This window comes from Microbacterium sp. OR16 (assembly GCF_047306725.1).
Classification (GTDB): Bacteria; Actinomycetota; Actinomycetes; order Actinomycetales; family Microbacteriaceae; genus Microbacterium.
Window position 1 is genome coordinate 933,040 of record NZ_JAZEXK010000001.1, and the last position, 17,783, is coordinate 950,822.

The following is a 17,783-nucleotide window of genomic DNA, read 5'->3' on the forward strand; positions in this document are numbered from 1 at the left end:
CTTAGGCTGTGGAGATGGCCGATACGACCCTTCGACAGATCCCGTTCACCGACGCCGGGGGTGCCGAGAAGACCCTCGACGACATCGGCGCCGACGTGCTGCTGGTGGTCAACGTCGCCTCGAAGTGCGGGCTGACGCCGCAGTACACGCAGCTCGAAGAGCTGCAGCGACGCTTCGCCGATCGTGGCTTCAGCGTGGTCGGCTTCCCGTGCAACCAGTTCTTCGGCCAGGAGCCGGGGTCGATCGAGAAGATCCTCGAGTTCTGCTCGACGAGCTACGGGGTCACCTTCCCGATCAACGACAAGGTCAAGGTCAACGGACGCAACGCGCACGACCTCTATAAGGTGCTCAAGGACACTCCGGATGCCGGCGGCAGGGCCGGCCGGGTGGAGTGGAACTTCGAGAAGTTCCTCGTCGGAGCCGACGGCAGCGTTCAGCGTTTCCGTCCGCGTCAGACGCCCGATTCGCCGGAGATCGTCGCGGCGATCGAGAACGCTCTCGACTCGGCGCGGCGCTGATCACGCCTCGGGAGTCCGACGCGCGATCAGCTCGCGGCGCTCTTCTGCGCCCACACGTCGCGGATGACGTTCTCGAACGCCTCGGGCGGCTGAGCGCCGCTCACGCCGTACTGTCCGTCGATGACGAAAAAGGGCACGCCGTTGATGCCGTAGGCGCGAGCCTGTGCCTGATCGGCGCGGACGGCGTCGAGGTAGGCATCCGATTCCAGCGCTGAGCGCGCCTCTCCGGCATCCAGCCCCACCTCCTCGGCAAGGGCGGCCAGATCGTCGATCCGGCCCACATGCCTGCCTTCGGTGAAGTAGGCCGACATGAGCCTCTCCTCCATCTCGTGCTGCAGGCCCTTCTCCTTCGCGAAGTGCAGCAGCTCGTGCGCCTTGACGGTGTTCGTGTGCTGCAGCAGGTCGAAGCGGTACTCGAGCCCCGCTCCCGCGGCCACGGTCGTCACATGTCCGAGCATCTGCTCGACCTGCTCGCGGGGCATGCCCTTGTGTCCGGCGAGGAAGTCGATCTCGTCGCCGTCGAAGTCGACAGGGGTGTCGGGCGAGAGCTCGAAAGAGTGGAAGGTGACTCGCACCTGCGGTGCGTCGTCATCGCCTGCTGTTGCGGCGAGCCCCTTCTCGAGATTGCGCTTGCCGATATAGCACCACGGGCACGCGATGTCGGACCAGATGTCGATGGAGATGGGTTCGCTCACATGAGTGGACAACCGCATGCCCCTGTACGCATATTCCCGATCGGATAGCCTTCACTGGTGTTCACCGCCGACGATGCCCCTGCTCTGCACCGCTCGCGGGTGCTGATCGCCGGCGTGACGGGTGCGGGAAAGACCACTCTCGCCAAGCGCCTCGCCGAGATCTGGAACCTGCGTCACGTAGAGATCGACGCCCTCTTCCACGGGCCCGGCTGGACACCCCGCCCGGAGTTCACAGGCGACGTGCGCGCCTTCGCCGCGGAGCAGCGCTGGGTCACCGAGTCGCAGTACACGAGCAGGGGCACCGAGGCGATCCTCGCCCCGCGTGCAGAACTCGTGCTCTGGCTCGACTACCCCTACCGGGTCGTCCGTGCGCGCCTCGTGCGTCGCACGGTCGCTCGTCAGCTGCTGCGGACCGAGCTGTGGAACGGCAACCGCGAGCGCGGAATCACGAACATGTTCCGCCGCGATGCGACGGACAACATCCTGCTGTGGCAGACGAGAACCCTGCACAAGTGGGCGGAGCGGATGCCGGACGTCGAGGTGCGGCATCCGCATCTGACCGTCGTGCGTTTCGGGCATCCCCGTGAGACCCAGCGCTGGCTCGCGCGGGTCGCCGCAGCCGGTTCCTGAGCGCGGGTTCGCGAGATCGGTCGCATCGATCGCCGATGCGACCGGTCAGCACCGCCTTTCCTCAATGGATGCGATGCGCCCGGAGGGAATGTCGGAGATACGTTCTAATGTTCTTGTATGGCCACCGCACCTGTTGATCCGTTCGTCCGGCAGCGCGAGCTGCTGGACGAGTGGCTCGACGTGCGCGCGGAGATCAATCGTCTCGAAGCCCGGGCGGCGACGCTGCTGGCGCAGCGCGTGGAGGTGATGGATGCCGATGTCGCGGCGGCCCCGATGCATCGAGAGGCGATCCGCCGATCCATGGTGGCGGAGTACTCCGCGGCCGGGCGGATGGCGAAGGGCACCGTCGAGCAGGCATTCACGGATGCCCGCGCCCTGTGCGATGACTTCCCGAACCTGCGCGCCTCGTACGCCGCAGGGCGGATCGGCGCCGCGCACGTGCGGGAGATCCTTCGTGCGGCAGGCCCACTGATCCAGGCGCGCAGCGCCGGCGCGATGGCTGAGGCGCAGTGGCCGCTGTACGAGGCGGCAGCTCTGGAGTTCGCCGAGACCGAGGCACCCGCCCGAACCCGGGCTCACGTGCGCGAGCTTGTCGCGGCGCTGGTGCCGCAGACGGTCACCGAGCGGCACCGCGCGACGACTGCGGATCAGGTCGTCAGCGTGCGCGAGCTGGATGACGAGATGTCGCTGCTGCAGGCCATCATGCCCACCTACAAGGCCGTCGCCATCCTCGACCGTCTCACCACGATGGCCCGCGCGCAGAGACAGCACCCCGAGAACCGCATCCCCACCCTCCCCGCCGACCTCGACGCCGACCTCGAGTTCGAAGCCGCTCGCGCCGAAGCCGAAGCCGAAGCCGAGGCCGCGAGGGCCTCTGTTCCCGCCCGGGCGATCTCCACCACCGGCGACATCTGCACGGCCGGATCGGCAGACCCGTTCGACCCGTTCGACCCGTTCGACCCGTTCGACCCGTTCGACCCGTTCGACCCGTTCGATGTTCCCGGAGCGTGGGAGGCGTACGACGACGCGATGGAGCGCATCATCGCCGCAGGCCCGGTCGTGATCCAGATCCCGATCGACGGCCGAGGGTTGGACGAGATCCGCACCGAACTGCTCTGCGACCTGCTGCTCAGTGCCACCCCGAGCGAGATCATGGGCACGGGGCTCGACAACATCCACGCCCGCATTCAGGTCACAGTCGCTGCGACCACCCTCACCGGCGCAGACGATCGCCCCGCCCAACTCGACGGGCACGGCAGCCTGCACCCCGACATCGCCCGCCGACTCGCCGGAAGCTCCACCGGATGGACGCGGTTGTTCCTCGACCCGACCGGACTCGTCACCGAGACCGACACCTACACCCCGACCGAGCCGATGCGTCGGTTCCTGCGCGCCCGCGATCAGCACTGCCGTTTCCCCGGCTGTCGCATGCCCGTCCATCGCTGCGAATCCGACCACACCATCGACTGGGCCCTCGGCGGCCCCACTCGCACCGACAACCTCGCCCATCTCTGCCTCACTCACCATGCGCTGAAGCACCCGGACATACCGGCGCAGTTCCGCTGGACCGCCCGGCAGCTGCCCGACTGGTCGCTCGAGTGGACCAGCCCCGCCGGACGCACGCACCGCGATACCCCGCCGCGTCGCGTCATGTTCGTGCCCAGCGGGCCTTGGCCACCCGAAGCGGAGCACGAGCAGGCCGGCGAAGACGCGCAACGCGCCCCTGGCCCGCCCGGCCGTTCGGGCGCGCACAGCGAGTGGCCCGTGCAGAACGACACCCCGCCCTGGGAGGCGACTGACACGTGAAGCGGCCGTCCTGAGGGCACCCGCTTCAGACGGAGCGCTGACGGGATGGCCAGGAGCGAGCGCTGACGGCACAAGCGAACTCTGACGGAATCACCAGAAGCGAGCGCTGACGGCACAAGCGAACTCTGACGGAATCACCAGAAGCGAGCGCTGAGAGGATCGCCACCCTCGAGCGCCGACGGGAACGCCACAAGCGAACGCCGACGGAAGCGCTAGAGGGAGGTGCCAGACAGGACCCTCAGATCGAGGCGTCGGGCGTGTCGACCGCACCGCCGAAGCGACGATCGCGCGACAGGTAGATCTCGATGGCTCGCCAGAGCTCGGCACGGGAGAAGTCGGGCCAGAGCGTGTCGAGGAAGACCATCTCGGCGTAGGCGGCCTGCCAGAGCAGGAAGTTCGACGTGCGCTGCTCCCCCGAGCTGCGCAGGAAGAGATCGACGTCGGGCATGTCCGGAACGTACAGGTGCTTGCGGATCTGTTTCTCGGTGATTGCGCTGGGGCGCATTCTGCCCGCTTTGACCTCCTCCGCCATCGCCCGCATGGCGTCGACGAGTTCGACTCGGCCGCCGTAGTTCACGCACATGGTCAGGGTGAGCACGTCGTTGTCCCTGGTGAGCTGCTCGGCGAATTGCAGCTCTTTGATGACCGATCCCCACAGCCGAGGCTTGCGTCCGGCCCACCGCACGCGCACTCCCCACTCGTTGAGCTGATCGCGTCGACGATGCAGCACGTCGCGGTTGTAGCCCATGAGGAAGCGCACCTCCTCCGGCGAACGCGCCCAGTTCTCGGTGGAGAACGCGTAGACCGAAAGGTGCTTGACCCCCGCCTGAATCGCGCCCGCGACGACATCCAGCAGCACCTCCTCGCCAGCCTTGTGACCCTCGACCCGGTTCAGGCCGCGACGGTTCGCCCAGCGTCCGTTGCCGTCCATCACGATCGCGACGTGCTCCGGCACGGCGGGGAACGCCGGCGGGTGCTCACCTGTCCAGTCGAGCGGGCGGAACGGCACCGCGTCCTTGTGCGTGTACGGCTTCGGTGTCACAGGGCTCCCATGCTCGACGGATTTGTGACGTGCTCGAGCGAGCGGATACCGCGCTCGAGATGCCATTGGGCGTAGGCCGCGATCGTGCCGGAGGCCGCCGCCATGTCCGGCGGTGATGCGGCATCCACCATCGTCCAGTCGCCGCCCATCAGCGCCCGCAGCAGCGCCAGGGAAGACGACGAGATCCGCGGGCTGCCCGCAGGGGCGCACGCGTCGCACACCGCCCCGCCCAGCTGTGCACCGAAATGGCGGTGCGGCCCGGGTGCTCCGCACCGGGCGCAGTCGTCGAGGGCCGGCGCCCACCCCGAAAGCGCCATGACACGAAGCAGGTAGGAATCGAGGATGCTTCGGGCGGCATGCTCGCCGCGGGAGAGAGAGCGCAGCCCGCCCACGAGCAGCAGGTACTGCTCGGCGGTCGCCTCGGCCTCGTTGAGCCGATCGGCGGTCTCGACCATGGCACTGGCCGCCGTGAAGCGCTCGTAGTCGACGGCGATGTCGGCGCCGTAGGCACCGAGCGAGTCGGCCTGCTGCACGATGTCGAGTGAGCGGCCCTTGTACATCTGCACGTCGGCGACCATGAACGGCTCGAGTCGCGAGCCGAACTTCGACGATGTGCGCCGCACGCCCTTGGCGACGGCCCGGATCTTGCCGTTGCGCCGCGACAGCATCGTGACGATGCGATCGGCTTCACCCAGCTTGTGGGTGCGCAGGATCACCGCTTCGTCTCGGTAGGTGGGCATCCATCGATTATCTCCCGCGCGCGAGAGAATGGACGGGTGACCGAACCGCTCTTCACCATCCCGCTCTGGGCGGATCTGCTCGGCGTCGGCCTCGGCGGCATCCAGGGGGCGATGTTCGCCTCCGGCTTCCAGGGTCAGCGCCGGCTCGATTGGCTCGGCGTCGCGATCATCGGGATCATGATCGGCATGGGTGGCGGCCTCATCCGCGACCTGCTCATCGGACAGCCGCCGGCAACGCTGCAGAACGACTGGTATCTCATCACCGCCGCCGGCGCGGCGCTGTCAGGGATGCTGCTCGCCGGCGTCTTCAATCGGATAAACACCCTCATCGTCGTGCTCGACGCCGCTGTCATCGGCATGTTCGGCGCGTTCGGCGTGAGCAAGGCGATCGCGTTCGGCATCCCGCCCGTGCCCGCCGTCTTCATCGGCGTATGCGCCGCCGTCGGCGGCGGCGTGCTGCGCGATGTGCTGATGGGCCTGCCCGTCGCGATCATGCACGTCGGCTCGCTCTACGCGGTCGCCGCCGGGGCGGGATGCACGGCGATCGTCGTCCTGCATGCGTTCGACGTGTCCATCACCTTCGCCGCAGTGCTCGGCATCGTCGTGACGGCCGTCATCCGGGTGCTGGCCGTGGTGTTCGACGTGTCACTGCCCGAGCAGCGCCGCCTCTACCGCCGCAAGGTCGCCACCGAGACGGGCATGATCCCGATCATCAAGCCCTGATCGGGATCATCCGCGCTCAAACAGCGACGAGCTGGGCCTCGCGCGTGCGGATCGAGCGGTTCACGCACGACACGATCGCCTTCAGCGACGCCGTCGAGATGTCCCCGTCGATGCCGACGCCCCACAGGCGCTGATCGTCGACCTGCAGCTCGACGTACGCGGCCGCCTGCGCGTCGCCCCCGGTCGAGAGCGTGTGCTCGACGTAGTCGTACAGCGAGATGTCGAAGCCGCGTTCGCGCAGCACCTCGATGAACGCCGCGATGGGTCCGTTCCCGCGTCCGGATGCCTTCTCGCTGCTCTCGCCGTCGCGCAGCACGACGTCGAGGGAGACCTCGCCCGACATATCGCTTCGGGTCTGCGTGCCGAGCAGCTCGAACCGGCCCCACTTGGCGGTGTCGTCATCGGCCGGCAGGTACTCGTCGTGGAAGATCGACCAGATCTGCTCGCTGGTGACCTCGCCGCCCTCGGCATCCGTCTTCGCCTGCACCACACCCGAGAACTCGATCTGCAGCTTGCGCGGCAGGTCGAGGGAGTGGTCCGTCTTCAGCAGGTACGCCACTCCCCCCTTGCCCGACTGGGAGTTGACCCGGATCACGGCCTCGTACGAACGGCCGAGGTCCTTCGGGTCGACCGGCAGATAGGGCACGCCCCATTCGATCTCGTCGACCGAGACACCCTGCTCCGCAGCCTTCGCGGCCATCGCCTCGAAGCCCTTTTTGATCGCGTCCTGGTGCGATCCGCTGAACGCCGTGAAGACCAGATCCCCGGCCCAAGGGCTGCGCTCGGGCACCGGCAGCTGGTTGCAGTACTCCACGGTGCGCTTGACCTGGTCGATGTCACTGAAGTCGATCTGCGGGTCGATGCCCTGCGTGAACAGGTTGATGCCCAGCGCCACCAGATCGACATTGCCCGTGCGCTCGCCGTTGCCGAACAGGCATCCCTCGATGCGGTCTGCGCCGGCCAGATAACCCAGCTCGGCGGCGGCGATCGCCGTGCCCCGGTCGTTGTGCGGGTGCAGCGAGAGGATCACGTTCTCGCGGTGCGCCAGGTGGCGGTTCATCCACTCGATCGAATCGGCGTACACGTTGGGCGACGCCATCTCGACCGTCGCCGGCAGGTTGATGATCACCTTGCGGTCGGGCGTCGGCTCGAGCACGTCGAGCACGGCGTTGCACACCTCGACGGCGTACTCCAGCTCGGTGCCGGTGTAGCTCTCGGGCGAGTACTCGTAGTACACCTGCGTGTCGGGGATGCGCTTCTCGAACTGGCGGCACAGGCGCGCACCCTCCAGCGCGATCTGCTTGACGCCCTCGCGGTCGGAGCGGAACACGACCTCGCGCTGCAGCACACTGGTCGAGTTGTAGAAGTGCACGATCGCCTGCTTGGCGCCCACGATCGACTCATAGGTGCGCTCGATCAGGTGCTCACGGCACTGCGTCAGCACCTGGATGGTGACGTCGTCGGGAATGAGGTCCTCTTCGATCAGCTGACGCACGAAGTCGAAGTCGGTCTGGCTGGCCGACGGGAAGCCGACCTCGATCTCCTTGTATCCCATGCTCACGAGCAGCTCGAACATCACGCGCTTGCGCTCGGGAGACATCGGATCGATCAGAGCCTGGTTGCCGTCGCGGAGGTCGACGGCACACCAGCGGGGAGCCTCGGTGATGCGCTTGGACGGCCAGGTGCGATCTTCGAGATCGATGCGGATCTGCTCGTGGAACGGACGGTACTTGTGCACCGGCATCGAGGTGGGCTTCTGGTTGTTCTTCATGATGGGGCTGCTTCTCTTCGTCAGATAACGTGCTCAGGCCAACACAAGCGCCGCGACGAGGAAGGCCCGATTGTCAGGACTCGCCGCGGCAGCTAAGAAGAAGCAGACCGCCCAGAGGCATGCATCGATGCTAACACCCCGCTTGGCAGGATGCTCACCCGCGACGCGATTCAGGGGATCAACGCCAGCTTTCCGCCCGGATGCCCGTCGGCCAGAAAAGCGAGCGCCTGCGGCGCCTGATCGAGCGGAAACTCCCGCGAGACGGGCACGACGAGATCGCCCCTCTCGGCCGCCTCGACGAGGCCGATGCGCACCGCATCGCGGTACCGCGCAGTCTCGGGATCCGAGCCGGCGCTCATCAGGAAGCCGTGCTCGGCAGCGGCGCGCGGGTCGACGATCGTGACGATCCGCCGGCGATCGGGTACGAGCGCGAGCGACGTCTGCGTCGCCTCGGTCGTGCCGGCGGCGTCCAGCGCCGCATCGAGAGCGCTGACCCCGGCATCCGCCATGGCGGCGCGGATGCGCGACAGCAGGCCGTCACCGTACTCGACCGGGATGCCGCCGAAGCGGCGCACCTCTTCGAGTCGCGCTCGGCCGGCGGTGCCGATGATCCGGATGCCGCGCTGCGCCGCCTGCTGCAGAACGCTCACCCCGACCGCTCCGGACGCGGCGTGCAGCAGAAGGGTCTCGCCGGGCTGCGCGTCGACCGCGTGCAGCATGGCGGACGCCGTGCTGCCGGCGAGCAGCAGATTGGCAGCCTCGGAGTGGGTGAGCGTCGCGGGCTTTCGCAGCACCTTCTGCGCGGGCACGGTCACCTCGGTCGCGTAGCCGCCGTGAATGCGGAATGCGATCACCTCGTCGCCCACGGCGACAGGACCGGACACGATCTCGGTGCCGGGGCCGACAGCCGTCACGACGCCGGAGACCTCGTAGCCGATCGGCACTGGCAGCTCCACACCTCCTGGCGGATGCCACGTGCTTGGCGTCGGCCGGATTCACGCCGGCGGCGTGCACGCGGATCGTCACCTGACCGGCATCCGGTGCGGCCACCTCGTACTGCTCGAGACGCCATCCGTCCGGCGAGCCCCATTCGCGGGCGACCCAGTGCTCGGCCATCTCAGAACCCGAGTCGTCCGAGCTGCTTCGGATCGCGCTGCCACTCCTTGGCGACCTTCACGTGCAGCTTCAGGAACACGCGCGTTCCGAGCAGCTCCTCGATCCCCTCGCGGGCCACCGCGCCGACGTCGCGCAGCCGCGCACCCTTGCGGCCGATGATGATCGCCTTCTGGCTGTCGCGCTCCACGACGATCGACGCGTACACGTCGGTGAGATCGCTGTCTTCCCGGGGCGCGACATCGTCGACGACGACTGCGATCGAGTGCGGCAGCTCGTCGCGCACCCCCTCGAGGGACGCCTCGCGGATGATCTCGGCGATGCGGTCCTCATCCGACTCATCGGTGACGATGCCGTCCTCGTACAGGCGCGGGCCGAGGGGCATCAGCTGCAGCATCTCGTCGGCCAGCACGTCGAGCTGCTCTCGGGTGAGCGCCGAGAGCGGGATGACGGCGGCCCAGTCCTCGCGCAGCGAGTCGACCTCCATGAGTCGCTCCACGATGTCGTCGCGGTCGGCGGCGTCGGTCTTGGTCACGATCGCGACCTTCTTCGCACGCGGATAGCCGTCGAGCGATGCGGCGATGCGACGGTCACCCGGGCCGGTCTTCTCGGTGGCGGGGACGCAGAAGCCGATCACGTCGACGTCGCCGAGCACCTGCTCGACGAGATCGTTGAGCCGCTCGCCGAGCAGCGTGCGCGGCTTGTGGATGCCGGGGGTGTCGACGATCACGAGCTGTCCGTCAGGACGGTTCAGGATGCCGCGGATGGCCCGCCGGGTGGTCTGCGGCTTCTCGCTCGTGATCGCGATCTTCTCGCCCACCAGCGCGTTCGTCAGCGTCGACTTGCCGACGTTCGGCCGCCCGACGAAGGTCACGAATCCGCTGCGGGTCTCATCCGACCCTGGTCGTCCAGACTGCCCTGCTGGCCCTGCCTGTCCGATCTGCTCTGCCTGCCCTGCCTGTCCGGCCTGCCCGGCCTGTCCGGCGTGCCCTGCCTGCCCGGCCTGTCCGGTCTGCTCTGCCTGCCCGGCCTGTCCGGCCTGCCCAGGCTGTCCGCTCTGCTCAGTCATCGCCCTGTCCTCCCTCGCGTTCCTCGTCCCAGCCCTGCGGCGCCCGCTCGACGAACACCGTGGCGATCCCGCGCCCCCGGCCGCGCGATGCCCCGCCGGTGAGGACGAGGCCGTGCACGGTCACGGTCGCGCCCGGCTGCGGGATCCGGCCCAGCTCCTTGGCCAGCAGGCCGCCGATCGAGTCGACGTCCTCGTCTTCGAGCTCGACCCCGAACAGATCGCCCACGTCCTCGAGGCCGAGACGCGAGTTGACGCGGTATCGGCCGTCGGCCAGCTCCACGACCTCGGCGGGTCCCCTGTCGTACTCGTCGGCGATCTCGCCCACCAGCTCCTCGATGAGATCCTCGAGCGTCACCAGCCCCGAGATGCCGCCGTGCTCGTCGATGACGATGCACACGTGCACGGCGTCGCGCTTCATCTGCTGCAGCAGAGTCTCGGCGCGCATCGACTCGGGCACGTACACCGCCGGTCGCGCGATCGGCCGCACGGGCCGCCCGCGCCACGCGCTCTCGTCGCGGTACGCGAACTGCACGAGATCCTTCAGGTAGAGAACGCCGACGACGTCGTCCGCGTCGTCGTCGACCACCGGCATGCGCGAGACTCCGGTGCGCAGGAACAGCTCCATCGCCTCGGTGGTGGTCGCCTCAGCCCCCACCGTCATCATCTCGGTGCGCGGCACCATCACGGCGCGCACGAACTGATCGGTGAAGTCGAACACCGAATGGATCAGATCGCGGTCGTCCTCTTCGATGAGCAGGTTCGACGCCGCTTCGTCGACCATGCTGAGCAGCTGCTCCTCAGAGGCGAAGCTGCTGCGTCCCGTTCCGGGCGTCACCCGCTGACCCGCCGAGACGAGCGCCTGCGCGAGCGGACCGAGCAGGATGCGCACGCCGCGCACGACCGGCGCCCAGGTGCGCAGCATCGAGGTCGCATGCAGCCGGCCGAACGAGCGCGGGCTCGATCCGACGAGCACGAACGTGATGCCCGTCATCAGCACGGCGGCCGCCAGCATCGCCCACCAGATGCTCGGCAGCAGGGCGTCGAGAGCCACGGTCACGAACACCGCGGCGGTGGTCTCCGAGAGCACGCGCATGAAGGCGACGGCGTTCACGTGCGGCGCAGGATCAGCGGCGATGCGCGCGAGCGCCTCGGCGTTGCGACCGTCGGCCGACATGTTCTCGAGGTCGGTGTTCGAGCTGACCGAGAAGGCCGCGTCGACGGCGGCCATCAGGCCGCCGAAGGCGACCATCAGCACCGCGGCTGCGAGGAGTATCGCGGGGGTCATCGACCGCGTTCGACGCGCGCGAAGCCCTCGATCAGCGACTTCTGCAGCCCGAACATCTCACGCTCCTCGTCGGGTTCCGCGTGGTCGAAGCCGAGCAGGTGCAGCAGGCCGTGCGTGGTCAGCAAGATCAGCTCGTCCATCAGCGAGTGACCGGCGGTCTGCGCCTGCGCCTCGGCGACCTGCGGGCAGAGCACGATGTCGCCCAGCAGACCGGGCGCCGTCGGGTTCTCCGGGCTGCCGGGGCGCAGTTCGTCCATCGGGAAGCTCAGCACGTCGGTGGGCCCGGGCTCGTCCATCCACTGCACGTGCAGCGACTCCATGGCGCCCTCGTCGACGAGCACGATCGCGACCTCGGCGTCCGGGCTGACGTGCAGCTGCGCGAGGTTGAAGTCGGTGAGTCGCTGCAGCACGGTCTCGTCGACCGCGATGGCCGACTCGTTGTTGATCTCGATCACTTCAGGCCTCGCTTCGGCATGCGGTCTCGGGGTTTCTGCGGTGCTCCGCCGCGACGCTCCGCACGGTTCGCGAACTGGTGCGCCTGCTCGCGCTCGACGCGCGCCGCCGTGCGCTGCTCGTCGTACTCGCTGTACGCGTCGACGATGCGGCCCACCAGGGAGTGCCGCACCACGTCGTCGCTGGTCAGCCGCGAGAAGTGGATGTCGTCGATGTCGCCGAGCACCCGGGTGACCAGGCGCAGTCCCGAGGCGCCCTGCGGCAGGTCGATCTGCGTGATGTCGCCGGTGACGACCATCTTCGTGCCGAAGCCCAGGCGGGTGAGGAACATCTTCATCTGCTCGGGCGTGGTGTTCTGCGCCTCATCGAGCACGACGAACGAATCATTCAGCGTGCGACCTCGCATGTAGGCGAGCGGGGCGACCTCGATGGTGCCGGTCGCCATCAGGCGCGGCACGACCTCGGGGTCCATCATCTCGTTGAGCGCATCGTACAGCGGGCGCAGGTAGGGGTCGATCTTGTCGGTCAGCGATCCGGGCAGGAACCCGAGCCTCTCCCCTGCTTCCACGGCCGGCCGGGTGAGGATGATGCGCTGCACCTCTTTGCGCTGCAGGGCCTGCACGGCCTTCGCCATCGCGAGATAGGTCTTGCCCGTACCCGCGGGACCGATGCCGAACACGATGGTGTTCTGCTCGATCGCGTCGACGTACTCCTTCTGTCCCAGTGTCTTCGGGCGGATCACCCGTCCCCGGGTCGACAGGATCGCCTCGCCGAGCACCTCACTGGGGCGGGGTCCGTCGTCGCGCCGCAGGATCCGTGCGGAGTGCTCGACGTCGCTCGGCGCGAGATCGTGCCCCGAGCGGGTCATCTCGATCAGCTCGTCGACGAGTCGCTTCGCCGCGGCGACGTCCTCAGACGATCCGCCCAGGGTGATCTCGTTGCCGCGCACCATCACCTGCACGTTCGGATGCTGCTTCTCGAGCATCCGCAGCAGCCGGTCCTGCGGGCCGAGCAGCTGCACCATGGCGATGCCGTCGGCGAAGATGCGCTCGGTGCGCTCGGGCTGGGCAGGGAAACGCGGGGGTGCGCTGTCGTTGTGTGCGCTGTCGTCAGAAGCCAACGAGCTTGCCCTCCTCGATGTCTCCGAGCACGTGCGCGTGGACGTGGAAGACCGACTGCGCAGCGCTGGCGCCGTTGTTGAAGATCAGGCGGTACTCGCCGTTGGCGTGCTCGGAGGCGATCTGCTTGGCCACGGCCACCATGGCGGCCATCAGGCCTGGGTCGCCGGCGGCCAGTTCGGTGACGTCGCGGTACTGCTCGGTCTTGGGGATCACGAGTGCGTGCAGCGGCGCCTGCGGATTGATGTCGCGGATCGCGAACACGCGGTCGGTTTCGGCGAGGATCTCGCCGGGGATCTCCCCGTTCAGGATGCGGGTGAAGATCGAGGGTTCGCTCATGCTTTCAGCTTATCCGGGTCCCTAGGCGTGTCGCCCTGGATCCCTGAGTACATCTGGGTCCCTGAGCTTGTCGCCTGTCGCCTGAGCCTGTCGCCTGTCGCCTGTCGGAGCGAGCGCCGGCGAGACGAAGTGAAGGGTCACCAGCGGCCCAGGGTGGCCGAGAGTACCGCGATCGCCGCGGGGCCTGCAGTCGAGGTGCGCAGCACCGTGTCGCCGAGGCGGACGCGCTCGGCGCCTGCCGCCTCGAGCCGCTCCAGCTCGTCGGGCGCGATGCCACCCTCCGGCCCGACCACGAGCACGAGGTCACGACCGTCGGGACGGACGCTGGTGAGCGGCGTCTGCGTCCACGGGTCGAGCACGAGAAGCCTGGCATCCGCCGCCCGCTCGGCCAGCTGCGCGGTGGACTGCACGGCGGTCACCTCGGGGACCCAGGCCCGGTGCGCCTGCTTGGCCGCCTCGCGGACGATCGTCGCCCAGCGCTCGCGACCCTTCGCCGCCTTCGGGCCCTCCCAGCGTGAGACGCTGCGCGCTGCCTGCCACGGCACGATCTCGTCGACGCCGAGCTCGCATGCGGCCTGCACGGCCAGCTCGTCTCGGTCGCCCTTCGCGAGCGCCTGCGCGAGCACGATGCGCGTCTCGGGTCCGTCCTGCACGCGGCGGCCGGTGATTCGCACACTCACCTGAGATGCGGTGACGTCTTCCGCCGCGCCCTCGAGCCAGACACCCCTGCCGTCGCCGATCGTCACGGTCTCGCCGACGCGCACCCGGCGCACCACCGAGGCGTGCTTCGCCTCTGATCCGGTGAGCCGGACGAGTTCGCCGATGGTGGCGTCGGTGCAGTCGGGTACGACGAAGTGCAGGGCCATGGGGCTCCGATCGGCTGTGGTGCGGAAGTCGGTCAGTGGCTGCGGAAGCGGTCGCGCAGCTTCGAGAACAGCCCCTGCTGGAACTGGGCGAGCTTGGGCTCCGGAGCCTTCGCCTTCTTGGCGAAGTCCTCGATGAGCTTGCGCTGCGCCCCGTCGAGCCGCGTCGGCGTGAGAACCTGCACGCCCACGCGCAGGTCGCCGCGCTGAGATCCGCGCAACGGAGTGATGCCCCTGCCGTCGATCGTGAGCACGTCACCCGACTGGACGCCGGCCCGCAGCTCCAGATCGACCGTGCCGTCGAGGCCCTCGATGGTCGCGGAGGTGCCGAGGATGGCATCCGTCATCGACACCTCGAGCGTGGCGAGCAGATCGTCGCCGTCCCGGCTGAAGACCGGATGCGGTGCGACGGCGACCTCGACGTACAGGTCGCCGTTCGGGCCTCCCGCGCGACCGACCTCGCCCGAGCCTGGCAGCTGCAGGCGCAGACCGGTCTCGACGCCGGCCGGGATGTCGAGGGCGACCGTGCGCCGCGAGCGCACGCGGCCCTGACCGGCGCACGACCCGCAGGGGTTGGGGATGACGGTGCCGTAGCCCTCGCAGGTGCCGCACTGCTGGGTGGTCACGACGTTGCCGAGCAGGCTGCGCACCTGGCGCTGCACGTGGCCGCTGCCGCCGCAGACGTCGCAGGTGACCGGAGACGTGCCGGGCTGGCAGCAGCTGCCGTGGCAGGTCTCGCAGAGCACCGCGGTGTCGACCTCGATGTCCCGGTGCACGCCGAACACGACGTCGCCGAGCTCGAGGTTGATGCGCACGAGCGCATCCTGACCCCGTTCGCGACGCGACCGCGGACGCGCGGAACGGGCGCCGCCCGCGGCACCGAAGAACGTCTCGAAGATGTCGCCGAATCCGCCGAACCCGCCGCCGAATCCGCCGTTCTGGTCGCCGCCCATGTCATAGCGGCGCCGGGAGTCCTCGTCGCTGAGCACGTCGTAGGCGTGCGTGACGAGCTTGAACCGCTCAGCCGCGTCCTCCCCCGGATTCACGTCCGGGTGCAGCTGCCTGGCGAGCTTGCGATAGGCCTTCTTGATCTCGTCCTGGGAAGCGTCCTTCGACACCCCGAGGACCTCGTAGTGATCCGCCACGGTCACCTTTCTTCGTGTGCGTTCGTGTATTCGGTCGCCCGGATCAGCGGGCGGCCTCGTCTTCTTCGAGCATCCGCGACAGATAGCGGGCGACGGCCCGTGCTGCGGCGAGGTTGCTCGGGTAGTCCATGCGGGTCGGCCCCATCACGCCGACGCGCGCCGTGCTGCCTGGCGCGGCGTAGTTGCTCGCCACGATCGACGCCTCACCGAGGCCGAACGGGGCGTTCTCGGTGCCGATGCTCGTGGCGAGACCGTGCTCGTCGGTCACCATCTCGCTCATCAGCCGCAGCAGGGTCACCTGCTCCTCGATCGCCTCGAGCAGAGGATGGATGCTGCCGCGGAAGTCCTGCTCGCGCCGCGCAAGCGTGGCAGCCCCCGCCATCACCAGCCGCTCCTGACGGAATTCGGCCAGCTCCTCGGCGATCACCGCCGCCAGCGACGACAGCGCGGGCGCGAGGCGCGAGCCGGTCTGCGGTTCGCGCGCCGATGCGATGCGCTCGGACGCCTCACCGACGGCACGGCCGGTGATGAGCGCCGCGAGCTGGGCGCGCAGCACTGCGAGGTCTGCGTCGTCGATGTCGATCGGCAGCGGCGAGATCCGCTGCGACACCCCGCCCGCGTCGGTGACCAGCACCACCAGCACGCGGTTGGGCGCCAGGGCGACGAGTTCGACGTGGGTGATGCTCGCGCGCGCGAACGACGGGTACTGGGCGAGAGCGACCTGACCGGTGAGCTGGGTGAGCACCCGCACCGTGCGGGCCATCAGGTCGTCGAGGTCGCTGGGCGCGGCGAGGAACGACTCGATCGCGGTGCGCTGCGGCGCCGACAGCGGGCGCACCTGGGCGAGGTGGTTGACGAAGACCCGGTATCCCTTGTCGGTCGGCACCCGCCCCGAGGAGGTGTGCGGAGCGGTGATCAGCTCTTCATCTTCCAGCTGGGCCATGTCGTTTCGGATCGTCGCGGCCGAGACGCCGAACGCATGGCGTTCGACGATCGATCTGCTGCCGACCGGTTCGTGCGTGGCGACGTAGTCCTGCACGATCGCACGGAGGACCTCAAGGCCTCGCTGTGTGACCATCATCCCTCCCGCTGGCACTCGAACGTTCCGAGTGCCAATCCTACCTGCTCGGGCTCCCCCTCAGGCTCGCGCCGGCTGTGCGGGTCGCACTGGCCGTGGGGGTCGCGTCGGCTGTGCGGGTCGCGCTAATCGGTGAGCGCGCGCACCACGGCATCCGCCAGCAGCCGGCCCCGCAGGGTCAAGCGCACGCGACGCTGCCGCAGAGCCGTGGCGGCATCGACCAGTCCGTCCGAGATCAGCTCGGCGACCCGATCGCGGCGGCCTTCGGCGATGTCGTCGATCGGCAGGCCCTCCGCGAGGCGACTCTGCAGCAGCACCCGCTCGAGGGTGCGCGCCTCGAGGTCGGGCCGCTCGCGGCCTGCGGCGGGCGACTCGTCGAGGGCGAGACGCTGCGCGTACGCCGCCGGATGCTTGACATTCCACCACCGCAGACCGGCGACATGGCTGTGGGCGCCGGGCCCGAAGCCCCACCAGTCCGCGCCGCGCCAGTACGCCATGTTGTGCCGCGACCGGTGGTCCCTCCCCTCGGGGGTTCCCGCGCCCGACGAACGACGCGCCCAGTTGCTGACCTCGTACCATTCGTATCCCGCCGCACCGAGGCGCTCGTCGGCGACCTCGTACATGTCGGCCTGCAGGTCGTCGTCGGGCGCCGGCACCTCGCCCCGCCTGATCTGCCTGGCGAGCTTGGTGCCGTCCTCGATGATCAGCGCGTACGCCGAGATGTGGTCGGGCTCGAGGTCGAGGGCCGCATCGAGGGACCTCTCCCAGTCCGCCAGCGACTCGCCAGGGGCGCCGTAGATCAGGTCAACGCTCACGTCGAGCCCGCCATCGCGTGCCGCGTCGACGGCCGTGCGCACGTTCTCGGGCCGATGCGTGCGGTCGAGTGCCGCCAGCACGTGCGGCACGGCCGACTGCATCCCGATCGAGAGGCGGGTGACCCCGGCATCCAGCAGCGTCCGCACCACCTCGGGCGTCACGGTGTCGGGGTTGGCCTCGACCGTCACCTCGGCGCCGTCGCGGATGCCGAACGCCGAGGTCGCCGCGGTGAGCATCCGCGCCAGATCGCCGGCGGGCAGCAGCGTCGGAGTGCCTCCGCCGAAGAAGACGGTGTCGAGCGGGCGGATGCCGTCGGCTTCGCCGAGCACCGCGCCCGCCAGCGCGATCTCCCGGATGAGCGTGTCGGCGTACTCGTCCTGCTTCGCTCCGCGCAGCTCGGTCGCGGTGTAGGTGTTGAAGTCGCAGTATCCGCAGCGCACCCGGCAGAACGGCACGTGCAGGTAGGCCGAGAACGGCACCGCGCGGTCGACGGCGAGGTCGTCGGGCAGACGGCCGTCGGCCGGCGCCGGGTCGCCCAGCGGAAGCGGCCCGGCCATCAGAGCGTCCGCGCCATCAGAA

The 17,783-nt window shown here is 68.9% G+C and carries 18 protein-coding genes; 4 read left to right on the forward strand and 14 right to left on the reverse strand.

Features of this window, described 5'->3' with window-relative positions:
* Window positions 1–14: 14 nt before the first annotated feature.
* A complete protein-coding gene (locus tag V2S05_RS04530; RefSeq protein ID WP_413634108.1) occupies window positions 15–518 on the forward strand; it encodes a glutathione peroxidase in 504 nt (167 codons plus the stop codon).
* A gap of 26 nt (window positions 519–544) precedes the next feature.
* On the opposite strand, the gene V2S05_RS04535 is transcribed toward V2S05_RS04530, so the two are convergent.
* On the reverse strand, window positions 545–1,213 hold the full coding sequence (locus tag V2S05_RS04535) for a DsbA family protein (RefSeq protein WP_413634110.1): 669 nt from the start codon (window positions 1,211–1,213) through the stop codon (window positions 545–547).
* A 57-nt stretch (window positions 1,214–1,270) separates the two neighbouring features.
* On the opposite strand from V2S05_RS04535, the gene V2S05_RS04540 reads away from it, so the two are divergent.
* Complete coding sequence (locus tag V2S05_RS04540; RefSeq protein ID WP_413634112.1) at window positions 1,271–1,843, forward strand: AAA family ATPase; 573 nt, start codon at window positions 1,271–1,273, stop codon at window positions 1,841–1,843.
* Window positions 1,844–1,960: 117 nt separating this feature from the next.
* The gene (locus V2S05_RS04545; RefSeq protein ID WP_413634114.1) at window positions 1,961–3,649 is read left to right on the forward strand and encodes an HNH endonuclease; all 1,689 of its coding nucleotides are present in this window, start codon (window positions 1,961–1,963) and stop codon (window positions 3,647–3,649) included.
* Between the two features lie 238 nt (window positions 3,650–3,887).
* Here V2S05_RS04545 and V2S05_RS04550 read toward each other — a convergent pair whose 3' ends face one another.
* On the reverse strand, window positions 3,888–4,691 hold the full coding sequence (locus V2S05_RS04550; protein WP_413634115.1) for an isoprenyl transferase: 804 nt from the start codon (window positions 4,689–4,691) through the stop codon (window positions 3,888–3,890).
* Window positions 4,688–5,431 (reverse strand): DNA repair protein RecO, encoded by a 744-nt coding sequence (recO, locus tag V2S05_RS04555; protein WP_413634116.1) that lies wholly within the window; start codon window positions 5,429–5,431, stop codon window positions 4,688–4,690. The genes V2S05_RS04550 and recO overlap by 4 nt, the downstream gene beginning before the upstream one ends.
* A 36-nt stretch (window positions 5,432–5,467) precedes the next feature.
* Between recO and V2S05_RS04560 the strand changes: the two genes are divergently transcribed.
* Entirely contained in the window at window positions 5,468–6,154 is a 687-nt protein-coding gene (locus V2S05_RS04560) for a trimeric intracellular cation channel family protein (protein ID WP_413634117.1), read from the forward strand.
* Between the two features lie 16 nt (window positions 6,155–6,170).
* Here the strand turns inward: V2S05_RS04560 and leuA are convergent, their stop codons facing one another.
* The 11 genes from leuA to hemW form a co-directional block, all read right to left on the reverse strand.
* The gene (leuA, locus tag V2S05_RS04565; protein WP_413634119.1) at window positions 6,171–7,925 is read right to left on the reverse strand and encodes a 2-isopropylmalate synthase; all 1,755 of its coding nucleotides are present in this window, start codon (window positions 7,923–7,925) and stop codon (window positions 6,171–6,173) included.
* Window positions 7,926–8,095: 170 nt separating this feature from the next.
* On the reverse strand, window positions 8,096–8,881 hold the full coding sequence (locus V2S05_RS04570; protein ID WP_413634121.1) for a zinc-binding dehydrogenase: 786 nt from the start codon (window positions 8,879–8,881) through the stop codon (window positions 8,096–8,098).
* A gap of 161 nt (window positions 8,882–9,042) precedes the next feature.
* Window positions 9,043–10,107 carry a GTPase Era gene (gene era, locus V2S05_RS04575; protein WP_413634123.1) on the reverse strand — a complete coding sequence of 355 codons (1,065 nt, stop codon included), beginning with the start codon at window positions 10,105–10,107 and terminating at the stop codon, window positions 9,043–9,045.
* Window positions 10,100–11,392, reverse strand: a complete 1,293-nt coding sequence (locus V2S05_RS04580; RefSeq protein WP_413634125.1) for a hemolysin family protein — start codon at window positions 11,390–11,392, stop codon at window positions 10,100–10,102. Before V2S05_RS04580 ends, era begins: the two co-directional genes overlap by 8 nt.
* On the reverse strand, window positions 11,389–11,847 hold the full coding sequence (ybeY, locus tag V2S05_RS04585; protein ID WP_313357364.1) for an rRNA maturation RNase YbeY: 459 nt from the start codon (window positions 11,845–11,847) through the stop codon (window positions 11,389–11,391). Before ybeY ends, V2S05_RS04580 begins: the two co-directional genes overlap by 4 nt.
* A complete protein-coding gene (locus V2S05_RS04590; RefSeq protein ID WP_271639634.1) occupies window positions 11,844–12,869 on the reverse strand; it encodes a PhoH family protein in 1,026 nt (341 codons plus the stop codon). The genes ybeY and V2S05_RS04590 overlap by 4 nt, the downstream gene beginning before the upstream one ends.
* A gap of 85 nt (window positions 12,870–12,954) precedes the next feature.
* The gene (locus V2S05_RS04595; protein ID WP_413634126.1) at window positions 12,955–13,302 is read right to left on the reverse strand and encodes an HIT domain-containing protein; all 348 of its coding nucleotides are present in this window, start codon (window positions 13,300–13,302) and stop codon (window positions 12,955–12,957) included.
* Between the two features lie 137 nt (window positions 13,303–13,439).
* Window positions 13,440–14,168 carry a 16S rRNA (uracil(1498)-N(3))-methyltransferase gene (locus V2S05_RS04600; protein WP_413634128.1) on the reverse strand — a complete coding sequence of 243 codons (729 nt, stop codon included), beginning with the start codon at window positions 14,166–14,168 and terminating at the stop codon, window positions 13,440–13,442.
* A gap of 32 nt (window positions 14,169–14,200) precedes the next feature.
* The gene (gene dnaJ / locus V2S05_RS04605) at window positions 14,201–15,310 is read right to left on the reverse strand and encodes a molecular chaperone DnaJ (protein WP_413635239.1); all 1,110 of its coding nucleotides are present in this window, start codon (window positions 15,308–15,310) and stop codon (window positions 14,201–14,203) included.
* A 43-nt stretch (window positions 15,311–15,353) separates the two neighbouring features.
* On the reverse strand, window positions 15,354–16,388 hold the full coding sequence (gene hrcA / locus V2S05_RS04610) for a heat-inducible transcriptional repressor HrcA (RefSeq protein ID WP_271637436.1): 1,035 nt from the start codon (window positions 16,386–16,388) through the stop codon (window positions 15,354–15,356).
* 125 nt (window positions 16,389–16,513) lie between these two features.
* Entirely contained in the window at window positions 16,514–17,761 is a 1,248-nt protein-coding gene (gene hemW / locus V2S05_RS04615; protein WP_413634129.1) for a radical SAM family heme chaperone HemW, read from the reverse strand.
* Window positions 17,762–17,783 lie beyond the last annotated feature (22 nt).

Excerpts from the sequence above, each read along its gene's own strand:
- V2S05_RS04600 (WP_413634128.1), bottom strand. The coding sequence starts at position 14,168 with ATGGCCCTGCACTTCGTCGTACCCGACTGCACCGACGCCACCATCGGC.
- leuA (WP_413634119.1), bottom strand. The coding sequence starts at position 7,925 with ATGAAGAACAACCAGAAGCCCACCTCGATGCCGGTGCACAAGTACCGT.
- era (WP_413634123.1), bottom strand. The coding sequence starts at position 10,107 with ATGACTGAGCAGAGCGGACAGCCTGGGCAGGCCGGACAGGCCGGGCAG.
- V2S05_RS04595 (WP_413634126.1), bottom strand. The coding sequence starts at position 13,302 with ATGAGCGAACCCTCGATCTTCACCCGCATCCTGAACGGGGAGATCCCC.
- V2S05_RS04590 (WP_271639634.1), bottom strand. The coding sequence starts at position 12,869 with ATGGTGCAGCTGCTCGGCCCGCAGGACCGGCTGCTGCGGATGCTCGAG.
- hemW (WP_413634129.1), bottom strand. The coding sequence starts at position 17,761 with ATGGCCGGGCCGCTTCCGCTGGGCGACCCGGCGCCGGCCGACGGCCGT.
- recO (WP_413634116.1), bottom strand. The coding sequence starts at position 5,431 with ATGCCCACCTACCGAGACGAAGCGGTGATCCTGCGCACCCACAAGCTG.
- hrcA (WP_271637436.1), bottom strand. The coding sequence starts at position 16,388 with ATGGTCACACAGCGAGGCCTTGAGGTCCTCCGTGCGATCGTGCAGGAC.
- V2S05_RS04545 (WP_413634114.1), top strand. The coding sequence starts at position 1,961 with ATGGCCACCGCACCTGTTGATCCGTTCGTCCGGCAGCGCGAGCTGCTG.
- V2S05_RS04530 (WP_413634108.1), top strand. The coding sequence starts at position 15 with ATGGCCGATACGACCCTTCGACAGATCCCGTTCACCGACGCCGGGGGT.
- V2S05_RS04580 (WP_413634125.1), bottom strand. The coding sequence starts at position 11,392 with ATGACCCCCGCGATACTCCTCGCAGCCGCGGTGCTGATGGTCGCCTTC.